10 protein-coding genes are annotated in these 12,691 nt (G+C 36.2%); 3 read left to right on the top strand and 7 right to left on the bottom strand.

Annotated elements, in window-relative coordinates; genetic code table 11:
* Positions 1–148 precede the first annotated feature (148 nt).
* The 7 genes from CAL6303_RS29695 to CAL6303_RS00460 all read right to left on the bottom strand — a co-directional run bounded on the left by CAL6303_RS29695 (position 149) and on the right by CAL6303_RS00460 (position 8,023).
* Entirely contained in the window at positions 149–379 is a 231-nt protein-coding gene (locus CAL6303_RS29695) for a DNA-binding protein (RefSeq protein WP_015195869.1), read from the bottom strand.
* 489 nt (positions 380–868) lie between these two features.
* Positions 869–1,108 carry a hypothetical protein gene (locus tag CAL6303_RS00485; protein WP_041738887.1) on the bottom strand — a complete coding sequence of 80 codons (240 nt, stop codon included), beginning with the start codon at positions 1,106–1,108 and terminating at the stop codon, positions 869–871.
* 173 nt (positions 1,109–1,281) lie between these two features.
* Positions 1,282–2,829, bottom strand: coding sequence for a mercuric reductase (locus tag CAL6303_RS00480; RefSeq protein ID WP_015195867.1), 1,548 nt, complete (start codon positions 2,827–2,829; stop codon positions 1,282–1,284).
* A gap of 220 nt (positions 2,830–3,049) precedes the next feature.
* Positions 3,050–3,760 carry a TVP38/TMEM64 family protein gene (locus CAL6303_RS00475; RefSeq protein WP_238993750.1) on the bottom strand — a complete coding sequence of 237 codons (711 nt, stop codon included), beginning with the start codon at positions 3,758–3,760 and terminating at the stop codon, positions 3,050–3,052.
* Positions 3,761–3,886: 126 nt separating this feature from the next.
* The gene (locus CAL6303_RS00470) at positions 3,887–4,594 is read right to left on the bottom strand and encodes a TIGR04283 family arsenosugar biosynthesis glycosyltransferase (protein ID WP_015195865.1); all 708 of its coding nucleotides are present in this window, start codon (positions 4,592–4,594) and stop codon (positions 3,887–3,889) included.
* A gap of 246 nt (positions 4,595–4,840) precedes the next feature.
* Entirely contained in the window at positions 4,841–5,971 is a 1,131-nt protein-coding gene (locus tag CAL6303_RS00465; RefSeq protein WP_015195864.1) for an ATP-binding protein, read from the bottom strand.
* Positions 5,972–5,980: 9 nt separating this feature from the next.
* Positions 5,981–8,023 carry a histidine kinase dimerization/phosphoacceptor domain -containing protein gene (locus CAL6303_RS00460; RefSeq protein ID WP_015195863.1) on the bottom strand — a complete coding sequence of 681 codons (2,043 nt, stop codon included), beginning with the start codon at positions 8,021–8,023 and terminating at the stop codon, positions 5,981–5,983.
* A gap of 490 nt (positions 8,024–8,513) precedes the next feature.
* Here CAL6303_RS00460 and CAL6303_RS00455 point away from each other — a divergent pair, with 490 nt between their 5' ends.
* From CAL6303_RS00455 to CAL6303_RS00445, 3 genes are all read left to right on the top strand, one after another.
* The gene (locus tag CAL6303_RS00455; protein WP_015195862.1) at positions 8,514–9,812 is read left to right on the top strand and encodes an FAD-binding oxidoreductase; all 1,299 of its coding nucleotides are present in this window, start codon (positions 8,514–8,516) and stop codon (positions 9,810–9,812) included.
* A gap of 109 nt (positions 9,813–9,921) precedes the next feature.
* The gene (locus tag CAL6303_RS00450; protein ID WP_015195861.1) at positions 9,922–11,277 is read left to right on the top strand and encodes a (Fe-S)-binding protein; all 1,356 of its coding nucleotides are present in this window, start codon (positions 9,922–9,924) and stop codon (positions 11,275–11,277) included.
* A 439-nt stretch (positions 11,278–11,716) separates the two neighbouring features.
* On the top strand, positions 11,717–12,664 hold the full coding sequence (locus tag CAL6303_RS00445; protein ID WP_015195860.1) for a class I SAM-dependent methyltransferase: 948 nt from the start codon (positions 11,717–11,719) through the stop codon (positions 12,662–12,664).
* The last annotated feature ends 27 nt before the right edge of the window (positions 12,665–12,691 follow it).

The following is a 12,691-nucleotide window of genomic DNA, read 5'->3' as shown; positions in this document are numbered from 1 at the left end:
ACATATGGTTGGTATATAGAAAACATTTGATGTGATGTTTTATTAAGGCTTAATCAAACTTGATTTTGTCATTTTTTCCCCTGATTTAGAAAGTGTAATCCGTTACAATATGCACTTGTATTAGATTGTACAACTATCTATGGGAATTCTAACCAAAAGATCTACCTTGCCTAGCTTGATATTCCATCAATGCACTTTCGCTAATTAGCCTACGTCCGTTAATTCGCTGTGAGTAAGCCTGTTCGCGTTGCATCAACATATACAAGCTGTTCTGGCTCACATTTAGATTTTGAGATGCTTCTGTTGGTGAAATACCTCGTAAAAGGGAACATCTTTTTCTGCGATTAATAATGTTGATACTTAAGGGTAGTCTTAGCATGTATAGAACCTAACTAATAACCATGAAAGTAAAAAATTGCCGAAAGGATTAGTTTTCGAGAATTTGCCTATTCAGGCTCAATACTTAATAATCTGAATATAACAAAATATAAATAAGCTGAAGTTAAATTAAATAATTTTGGTGCTGAAATTTTTATCAACTAATCCTGTGGAAAGTCGTGATAAAAATTACATATAGCTTTTTAGCCGGATTCAATGGTAGGCTTATTTCCGCTGTGTTGTGCTAGCTGGATGATGGGATATTTTTCGCACATTTTACCAGCCATTTAGTATTTAAAATGACTTAAGCTCACGAACTTACTATGGTTTGAAGTCCGGTTGACGAGAATCATAGTACTGGATGAGGAACACTTTTGATAAATTTACGCCAACGAAAATAAACTTGATAAGCTGAGATTCAAGAAGATATGGAGTAATCATGCTGACTTCTTCTGAAAATACCGTATCAGTAAGCCTAATTTCTGCTAAACTATGCAGCGCGGGCACTGGCTAAATCACGGATTAGCAGGACACGCGATCGCAAGTAAGCATTAAACCTATTTATTTGCTCGGAAGTGAATAAACCAGTGAATTCAATTTGCCGTGTCAGCTGTTGAATCAAATCGGCATCGTTGGATCCAAGTAGGATACTGGTTTGAGTGCCTTCCACCACAGACCACAAATGCCGTAGTTCTGAGGAATTTAGTGAGCTTGCTCGCGTTGTTGACATCGATTGCTTTGGACAATGCATAATTAGACCTTCGGTAATCTTAAGAGAATCTTAAGTTATTCAGATTTCCATTAGGGGAAAAAGTTACATATCTTGACTCATTAGATAAAGATCGAAGCAATTGAGGGAAGAATCAGGCAAGATATTAAGTTTTAAGCTGTAATTACTGGTTTTCAGGAAAACTTTGCTAACCAGCTTAGAAGCTTCTGACTACGTGGAGTGAGTAAAGTTCGACGATATGCGTCAGCTGCTTTTTTAATGGCTTCAGCTTGTGTAGGATAAGGATGAATTACAGAACTCAGCTTGCTTAAGCCAATTTTGTGAACAATCGCGGTGGTAATTTCAGAAATCATTTCCCCTGCGTGGCTTGCGACGATGGTAGCACCCAGAATTTGATCTGAGCCTTTGCTGTGAAGAATCTTGATAAAACCCTCTTCTTCTCCATCTGCGATCGCACGATCCACAATATTAAAAGGAATCTTGATGGTACTCACATTTAGACCTTCAGCTTGAGCTTCATATTCGTACATTCCTACATGTGCTACCTCCGGGTCGGTATAAGTCACCCAAGGTACAATCAGGTTACTCAAACGCTGACGTGATAAACCAAAAGGTGAGAATAATATATTTTTGATCGCAATCCTCGCCGCTGCGTCTGCCGTATGGGTGAATTTCCAATCCAGACAAACATCTCCTGCTGCATATATCCTGGGATTTGTGGTCTGCAAAAAGTCATCGACGATTACACCATCACGGGTATTGTATTCTACTCCTGCCACCTCTAAATTCAACCCTTCCACATTTGGTATACGTCCTGCACCAGCTAGGATTTCATCCACCACCACTGAACTATCTCGACCATTGCAAGTATAATAAATTCGCTTTCCTTCAAGCTCTTTTTCCACCCTAATTATCTGACAACTGCGCTGTAAGCGAATTCCTTCCCTCACAAAAACCTTTTGAATAATATCAATTGCATCCCCGTCTTCCCTGTTGAGTAAATGGGAACCACGATGAAAAATCACCACCTCACAACCCAAGCGTCTAAATGTTTGTGCTAACTCACAACCGATGGGACCACCACCAATTACTGCAAGTTTTTTAGGTTGTTGTGTCAACGAAAAGACTGTTTCATTTGTTAAATAACCAGTTTCCTCTAAACCGGGAATTTCTGGTTTAATTGCCCTAGCACCTGTAGCAATTACAGCTTTTTTAAACCGGAGATTTTTACCTCCAACTTCAACTGTATCAGCTTTGGAAAATCTGGCATTTCCCAGAAAAACATCTACTCCCAACTTTTGAAATCTTTCTACTGAATCGTTATGACTAATATTGGCACGTATTCTTCGCATCCGTTCCATCACGTAGGCAAAATCTACTTCGATATGTTGAGGTGTCATCACCCCAAATTCCCTTGCCTTTAAGATTTCTCCCACTACCCGTGCAGAACGGATCATACATTTTGAAGGGACGCAACCATAGTTTAAGCAGTCTCCACCCATGAGGTGTTTTTCTACCAAAGCTACCTTTAAACCGATTCCCAAACCCGCAGCACCCGCAGCAACAACTAAACCTGCTGTACCTGCACCAATTACTACCAAATCATAAGATTCAGCGGGTTTTGGATTTACCCAATTAGCTGGATGTACATAGGAAACAAGTTTCTGATTATGCTCATCCATCGGACGTAAGGAAACTTGATGAGATTCTGAATTAGCCATGTTGCGATTGGGGATGTTAATTTATTAGTTAAAATATAAATCTAAATAACTTATACTTCTTTCAATATATCGGGATTATATTTAAAAATCAGAACTGTTTTTGAAAAGACGTATTATGTAGCGCTCAAGACATTTCGATGGAACATCTCTACAGGGTTTTAGGTTTAACAAGTGTAATGCATTTACCTGAAATCTTCCCTAACTGATAACTGATAGCTGTTCACTGTTCACTGTTTACTGATTCTTCCAATGCTTTTTTAGCGATGCGAGTTACATAAATTGTTACAGTAATGGTAGCGACTAAGCCAATAATCCGAACCATCCATTGTAGAGTTGGATTTGCTGCTGGAGTCTTCGCACCAATCATCGCAATATCACCAGCAAGGGAACCAATATACACATATAAAATTGTCCCCGGTATCATCCCAACTGAACCCAAGATATAGTCTTTGAGAGAAACTTGTGTAACTCCAAAGGCATAATTTAATAAGTTAAATGGAAATATCGGAGACAATCGAGTTAAAAAGACAATTTTTAAACCTTCTTTCGCTACAGCAAAATCAACTGCTTTGAATTTAGGATACTTATTGATTTTTTGAGAAACCCAATCTCTGGAAAAATAACGTCCAATTAAAAATGCAAAAAGTGCTCCAAATGTCGCGGCAATGAAAACATAAATAGACCCCCAAAATACACCAAATAAAACTCCACCACCTAATGTAAGAATTGAACCTGGAATAAATAAGATTGTGGCTAAGTTATAGATCAGCATGAAAGCTGCTGGTCCCCAAAATCCTAGACTTTGCACCCAAATTAATGATTGTTGTAGAAGGGATTGAATATTCAATAATTTAGCGATAATAATTACAAATATTATTGCTAATGATAGCAGTATGAGGTTATTAATAGATGAAAATTTGTTTTTTTTCATATTTTTATACATGCTTACGTCGTCAGTGATAAAAATAAAACTCCACTTTTGATGATGAGTGAGGTTTAGATATCCACTTAATTCTGGATTTTGATGTCAGATTCAGTCACAAACTTGAATAACAAATTAAAATTTCCTGAATTTTTTACCACGATACCAGTGAACAATTTTTGTTGGTGACACACCAAGAAAGTAAGAAACCACTACAATCTGGTTAATTAAAGTTGTTTTGAATATACCTTTTTGTAACCATCGTCGTGGTGACGTAACAACTTTTACGGGTACTGTAGCTATTTTACTTACTTTTTTCAAGTTCCGAATCAACTCAAAGTCTTCCATAATAGGTAATTCAGGAAATCCACCGTTAGCTAGAAAAGCTTGCTTGGTGATAAAAATTGCTTGGTCTCCATAAGGCATTTGGAAAAAGCGCGATCGCATTTTCACTCCCCACTCGATTAAACGTAAACCCCAGCTAGATGCATCAATTCGTAATGTAAAGGCACCTGCAATAATTCCTGGTTTTTCTAGGGTTTCTCGCACCGCAACATCAAAACCACTTGAAAGCTGAGTATCTGCATGGAGAAACAGCAATATTTCCCCAGTTGCGATTTTAGCACCTGCATTCATCTGTACAGCACGACCGGGTGGAGATAAAAGGATCTGATTAATACCCAATTTATTCACAATATCAACAGTGCAATCTTGAGAACCACCATCAACGACTATAATCTCAAAATTTTTACCTAACTGAACACTTTCAATAGTTTTGATGATGTTTTCAGCTTCATTTAAAACTGGAATAATAACAGAAATTTGAGAATTAATAATATCTATAGTTCTACTCCTTCAAAACTACTATATATACAGCAGATATTAACTTTATGATGTACAAAAATACCCTACCCATGTTATCATTTTTCCTACCTTAAGCAAGGAACAGATTGCGAAAGAGTATAACTCATGTAGCAGCATAATTTGCTAGGGTTGCCTACGCCTACTCAAGATCTTTATGGGAAACTACAGTTCTCAAGATAGACGAGTTTTAACCTCAAATTCCAGCAGTAAAATTATTATCAAACTCTACGAATATTGATATGGAATTGAGACAATAAATGTAGTTCCTACTCCTTCGAGGCTAACAAATGTAATTTCTCCACCATGTAGTTCGACAGACTGTTTGACGATTGCTAAACCTAAGCCGTTTCCAGGAATATCACGGACATTTTTACCCCGATAAAATGATGTAAATAACTCTTCTTGATCTTGATCAGGAATTCCAATTCCTTCATCTTGAATCCGAAAAACTACTTCTTTTTCTAAACAAAACAAATCAAAATTAACTACTCCCCTCTCTTTAGAATACTTAATTGCATTGGTCAATAAATTATTCAAAATATGATAAAGTAGCTTTTTATCCCACAAAGGCAAATTTTCAGGAGAAAAATCATCTTTCGATTTAGATGGGCAAGATCCTTGCACTCTAAATTTAATGAAATTTTGATTATTTGTCGAATAGAGAATATTTCTAACTAATTCTTGGCAGAATATTTCAAGTTGAAGAGCCTGAGGCTCAAATTCTAGTTTGTTTAATTCTGACTTACCGATTAATAACACATCGCTTAAAAGCTGACTCATTTGCTGAACCGATTTTTGAATATAATCTATATATTCATTTCTTTTTGACTCTTCAATGTTTTCGTTATGATATTTTAGCAATTCAGCAGAAGCTAATATAGTGGTTAATGGGTTACGAAATTCGTGACTAACCATAGAAACAAAACGTGATTTTATATCATTTTTTTCTTTCTCATAAACAAGTTCTTTCTGCATCATATTTTCTGTTTGATGTAAATTTAAAGCAACTTCAATAGTTGTAATTAATTGTCTTTCATCAAAAGGTTTTAATATATAGCCAAACGGTTGAGTTATTTTCGCTTTTTCAAGAGTTTTTTGATCAGAAAAAGCTGTGAGATAAACAATTGGGATATGATATCTATTTGTGATTTCTTGAGCAGCTTCGATGCCGTTCATATCACCTTTTAACATTATATCCATGAGGATTAAATCTGGCTGTAAAATTCCTGCTTGCTCAATAGCGTCTTCTCCATAAGCTGAAATTCCAGGAATACAATAGCCAGAATTTTCTAAATAATGCTTAATATCACAGGCAATAATTCTTTCGTCTTCAATAATCAGGATTCTTTTTTTCACTTGTTGCTCCTAGTTATGCTCGACGAACATAATTGTAAATATTGTGCCAAACTTCGTATTGAAGGTAATAGAACCTTCTAGTTGTTCTACTAAATTCCAGACTAATTGTAAACCCATTGATTGACTCAAACGTATTTCACTGTCTTCAGAAACCCCGATACCGTTATCACTCACACTGATGGAATATTTATGATCATTAATTTTATTAAATTGAATGTGAATATTTCCTCCTGATTGCTCAACAAAAGCATGTTTAATTGAATTAGATACAAGTTCATTAATAATTAATCCACAAGGAATAGCGGTGTCAATTCGCAATAATATATTTTCAATATCTAATGTAATCTTAATGTCCTTAGACATTCCGTAGCAACGGCTAATATAATTCGTTAAATTAAAAACATAATTATAAAAGTCAATTCGCTCCAAATCATTTGATTGGTAGAGATTCTCATGAATCATTGCCATCGCTCTAATTCGGCTTTGACTATCACGAAATATTCCTAATGATTGTTTGTCTGGAATATGATTAGCTTGTAAACGTAGTAAACTAGAGATAATCTGTAAGTTGTTTTTGACTCGATGATGAATCTCTTTAAGTAACACCTCTTTCTCTCTTAAAGATCTTTTTAGTTTGTTTTCGTATTGTTTTTTTTCAGTGATATCAGTATTAGATCCAACAATCAAATATAATTTTTTGTCGTTATCTTTAAGTATGGTTCCACGAGCTAAAAACCAGAGAATTTCATCATCTTTATTAAATATTCTGTGTTCAATTTCGTATTGGGAAATTAGCCCTTCAATACAGTCATTAAATTTAGTTTTAACTAATTGAACATCATCTGGATGAATTAAATTAAGCCAACTCTTAAGATCATTCATTTTTGTGTCTTCTTGATACCCCAACATAATTTTTAAATGAGGATCAATATATATTTGGTCAGAATTAATATCCCATTCCCACGCTCCGACTTTTCCAGCATGAATTGCGCGTGCATATCGCTTCTCAATTAAACTGCGTTCAGTTATTTCCTGTCGTAAAATATGATTAATTTCATGTAACTCATGAGTTCTAATTTTCACTCTATCTTCTAAATCTTCCTTTGCCTTTTGCAAGGATATTTGTGAACATTTTTGTTCTGTAATTTCCCGAATAATTATTATAACTTGATGATGAATAGATGGAAAAAGCCTAGCTTCAAAATATTTAAATATTTCGGCTACAGTCATTGAATATTCTAGAGTAGTTGAAGAGTTACTCATACATGCATAATGAATCTTCTCTGAAAAAGTTTGAGCAACTTCCAAAGGCAAAACCTCTTCAAGATTTTTATGAAAAATAATCTCAGTTTTGTTCAAAAAAATATTATTTGTATTTCCCTGGTAACTGAGAATTTTCCCTTGAATATCGACTCTAATATAAACATCAGGAAAAGCCTGAAATATCTCTTGTAGCTCTGAATTAGTTTGTAATAAATGGGCTTCAGATGCAATGCGATCGCATATTCCCTGTTGGAGTTTTTTATTGGCGTTGATTAGCTCCCTAATATGGGGTTTTATAGATATTTCTAAATTATCTTTAATATTATTCAAGGATGATTGTAAGGATAAATTATATTGCTTTTCTAGTGAGATATCACCCTTAGCTATTTCTAAATAATAAGTTAGCTGATCAATAATATTTTCCAAAGTCAATATTTTGAACTTTTGATTACAATCCATGCATGGTATACATTTGAGTTGATGCTTCAGAATTAACTTTGATATTGCAAAAATATCTTTTTCCAATTGAATATCTTCACCAATGCCAGTCATTACACCGGAAATCAACAATTGAGATGGAGTCAATTTTATAGATGCTAAATTTATTAAATCTAAAATCTTATACTTTCCTAATAATTTAATCCCATCAATTATTAAAATGTCATCATAATAATTAGGTACGCTTGTATTTATTTTATTTTTTAAAAAAAAGTCAAGTATGTGTTTAATTGATCTATTTGGCTCTACTACAAGTAACAAGCGACCAACACAATCTTCTAAAAAGTGCATATTTTTCAACTCTGACGAAATGCTAGGTTATTAAAGACGTTGCCTTGTATTCAAGTAAAATATAACCTAGTTAATTTTTTCTAGCGAATGTGACCAAGTTCGTATTCACCAATAATTATTGTTTCCAGAATTACTATGCTTATCTCGTAAATATCTAAATTTGTGTGATTTGATTATTTATTTAGTATTAAAACAAATCAAACAAATCACAATTCAATAATTTTCAATTATAGCTACTAATAAAATAGATTAATTTAAGTATATTTGCATCATTATTAATACTTAATATGGATCTACTTACTCTGAATGATGCTAATTTTCAGGGAAGACTGGCAGTATAAGTGAGTCCAGGCAATAGCAAAACTCAGCTTTTGATGATGCTTGAGGTTTAATATTGCCGAGAACAAAATATTTATCAGACCCCTTCCCTTACTGAGTGTTAATCAGTAAATTGGGATATAGGAGATTTAAACAATATGTATTACAAGTAATGTCCAGCGATAATTTATCGGGTATCAATGTTTCAGATTTTGTGTCTATAGTGGGCGAAAATGCGGCTTTTACTTGGGATGATGCGGAAATAAGTAATCAAATTCATATCCAAAGAGGAATTATTACTGATAATTTACCCAATTGTGTAGTTTACCCACAAACCCAAAGGCAATTGGCTAGTACTATTAAACTTGCACATAGTAACCATTGGCGAGTTTTGGTTTGTGGAAGTGGTAGTAAACTGGATTGGGGTGGATTGTCAACAAAAGTAGACCTATTAATTAGCACAGAAAGATTAAATACATTAGTTGAACACGCTGTTGGTGACTTGACGGTTACAGTGGAAGCAGGAATGAAGTTTGCTCAATTGCAAGAATTAATTGCAGTAAGCAATCAATTTTTACCCATAGATCCTACAGTCCCAAATTCTGCAACAATTGGTGGAATTATTGCTACAGGTGATAATGGTTCACTGCGACAACGTTACGGTAGTGTGCGCGATCAGGTTTTAGGTATAACTTTTGTCCGTAGTGATGGGGAAATTACTAAAGCGGGGGGAAGAGTTGTTAAAAATGTTGCTGGATATGACTTGATGAAATTATTCACAGGTTCCTACGGAAGCTTAGGGATTATAACCCAGGCGACACTGCGATTGTATCCTAAGCAGGAAGCATCAGGAACAGTCGTATTAGTGGGAAACATGGATGCGATTGCATCATCAGCTAACGTACTGCGAGGTTCGGCTTTAACTCCTACCCAAGCTGATATAATTTCCACTCAGGTGGTGGCAAATTTGGGTTTAGGGAAAGGATTGGGTTTAATAGTGAGATTTCAAAGTATCCCTGAAAGCGTTACAGAACAGTCAAAACGACTTTTAGAAGTTGGGGAAAAATTGGGTTTGCAAGGTACAACTTACTCCCATGACGAGGGGAAACTATGGGGGAGATTGCAACAACAAATGCAACCAAACCAAAATGATACCCAAATTACCTGTAAAATTGGAGTATCACCCACCGCAGCGGTGGAAATATTGAGCCAGGTGGAGGTAGGTTTAGTACACATAGGTAGTGGATTGGGGATACTGCACCTCGAAAATAGTAGCAGAATAGAGAGTACGCGATCGCTCTGTGAGCAGAATGGTGGTTTTTTAACTATTCTCACCGCACCAATGGAAGTCAAAGAAAAATTTGACGTGTGGGGTTACAAAGGAAACGCATTAGGAATGATGCAGCGCATTAAGCGGCAATTCGATCCTACAAATATCTTAAATCCCGGCAAATTCGTCGGAGGAATCTAAGCATGTAGAAACTTATTAATGAGTAGTTTCAGATTTAGTTTCTACTTTATTCGCTTCGTTTATTTTTTATCTGTTTCTCTTCTCCTAGCATTTACCCCCAAATTCCCCTATGCAAACCTCCGAAAATCCACTTCAAGAAACTGCAAATATTAAAAATCTTCCAGGATTTGATCCCATTAATCCACCTGATCCTAAACTAATCGATAGTTGCGTACATTGTGGATTTTGCCTCTCAACATGTCCTAGTTACCGCGTACTTGGAAAAGAAATGGATTCCCCTAGAGGTAGAATCTATTTAATGGATGCAATTAATGAAGGTGAAATTGCATTAAATACAGCAACAGTTGAACACTTTGATTCCTGCTTAGGTTGCCTTGCTTGTGTCACCACTTGCCCATCAGGTGTACAATACGACAAACTAATTTCAGCTACCCGTCACCAAGTAGAAAGAAACTATTCCCGAAGTTGGATTGATAACTTAGTTCGCAAACTTATATTTTCCCTCTTTCCCTACCCAAATTTATTACGTATCTTCCTCATACCCCTATTTATCTATCAAAAACTCGGCATCCAGAAACTAATTAGAGCTACAGGTTTACTCAAACTTATATCACCTCGCCTAGCAGCGATGGATTCAATTTTACCAGAAGTTACCCTCAAAACCTTTCAAAATAACCTACCTACAATTATCCCCAGTCAAACCGAGAAAAAATATCGAGTTGGTGTGATTTTAGGATGCGTCCAAAGATTATTTTTCTCCCCAGTTAATGAAGCAACCGTGAGAGTTTTGACAGCAAATGGTTGTGAAGTTGTAATTCCCAAAAGCCAAGGTTGTTGTGCTGCACTTCCCGAACACCAAGGGCAAACCGAACAAGCAAAAGCTTTAGCAAGGCAAATGATTGATAGCTTTGCTGATACTGAAGTCGATTATATAATCATCAACGCCGCAGGTTGTGGTCATACCCTCAAAGAGTATCATCACATCTTAGAAAATGATCCTGAATATGCCCAAAAAGCCAAAGATTTTGTTGCCAAAGTTAGAGATGCACAGGAATTTTTGGCAGATGTAGGTTTAACCAGCAAATTATCACCAATTAGCAACAAACTGTTGACAATGGTGTATCAAGATGCATGTCATTTATTGCATGGTCAAAAAATCAGTGTTCAACCTCGGCAGTTATTAAGACAAATACCCGAAGTCACCATTAAAGAACCCCTAGATGCGGCATTATGCTGTGGTAGTGCAGGAGTTTATAACATGTTGCAGCCCGAAGTTGCCGAAGAATTAGGTCAACAAAAAGTCACCAATTTATTAAATACGGGCGCAGAATTAATTGCATCACCAAACCCTGGTTGTGCATTGCAAATTAACAAACATTTGCAACTTCAAGGTAAGAGTATTTCTGTAATGCATCCCATGGAATTGTTAGATTTGGCAATCAGGGGAGAAAAATTGAAACTTTGAGTCTTTTACAAGACATGTAGCCTCCAACCTTGAGGTTTAGTGCTGGCTTGTCATCTGATGTCTTTAGTTTTATATGACTTACGCAATCACTACGCAGTTACGTCATTGCGTAGCTTGCGTCTTCGTAAGGAAGCAATCTCAAAGTCTTGTTTTCTTGTTACTATTGCCTAAGTCCTGTTTTAGAAGATTGGGAAAAATATATAATAGACTTATCGCTTTATCGAAAATCGGTGTCGGGAATCCTTGTATGAATCTGGGTTAAAAAGTCCAAAAATCCGATTAGGCGACAAAATAAACCTCGTCCATCATAGAAAGTGGAGTTTTGTCATTGCGTAGCTTGCGTCTTCGCAAGGAATGAATCTCACAATCTGGAGTTACAAACTACGGTTTTCAAAATAGACAAGGTTTATAATAACTTCCCAACTTTTGTAAAAAACTGATGAATCAAAAGCTTAAACCCGATTGGGCTGGTCAAGACTACCTTTCTAAGTTTGTGAATCTCCTCATCCAAACTAAACCTCTCTACAACCTGATGAAACAGCAGGCTCGGCAAGTTATCATCAAAACAGCTGAGAAAAATGGTGTACCTTGGCGCAAAAACTACGAACATCTGGCTTTATCAGGGGCAAAACAGCAACTAGCAACAATCACTAACCCCAGTATCCAATATCCCGATTACTATCAAGTTCCCTTCCATGCCTACAGTGAGGGCAATTTGTGCTGGAAAGCTGCATTTGAAGCACCCAGTGCAACCTACTCCATGGCTTTAAGGGTTTGGAAAAATGAACCCCTAACTTGGGAGGCAGCACATAACCGTCTACGGGGTAGTTTCCACGATATGTTGGCACTACACGCACCGCAAACAGTCAGGGATATCCTAGATATTGGTTGTTCGGTGGGTATCTCGACTTTAACCCTACACCGCTACTATCAACAAAGCCAAAATCATCCTGTGCGGACAGTTGGTCTGGATTTATCACCCTACATGTTAGCAGTTGCCAAAATCCTGGATACCAATGCAGAGATATCCCAATGGTTACATGCTAAAGCTGAAAATACCGGATTAGCCGATAATTCGTTTGATTTAGTCACCTTACAATTTGTCACCCACGAACTTCCTCACCAAGCATCTGTTGAGATTTTCCAAGAAGCCCTGCGTGTACTGCGTCCTGGTGGTTATCTTGCCTTGGTAGATAATAATCCCAAATCCCCCGTAATCCAGAATTTGCCACCAGTTCTATTTACTTTAATGAAAAGTACTGAACCTTGGAGTGATGAATATTATACGTTTGATATAGAGGAATCACTTGATAAAATTGGTTTTGAAAAGCCTAAGACTTTTGCTAGTGACCCTCGTCACCGTACTATTATTGCTAGGAAAAAATAATGTCTATTTTTCTGTTAGTGAAATAAC

Source organism: Calothrix sp. PCC 6303 (genome assembly GCF_000317435.1).
In the GTDB taxonomy this organism is placed as follows: domain Bacteria; phylum Cyanobacteriota; class Cyanobacteriia; order Cyanobacteriales; family Nostocaceae; genus PCC-6303.
Note: the sequence above shows the minus strand (reverse complement) of the source record. Positions and strands in the feature narration are given on the sequence as shown.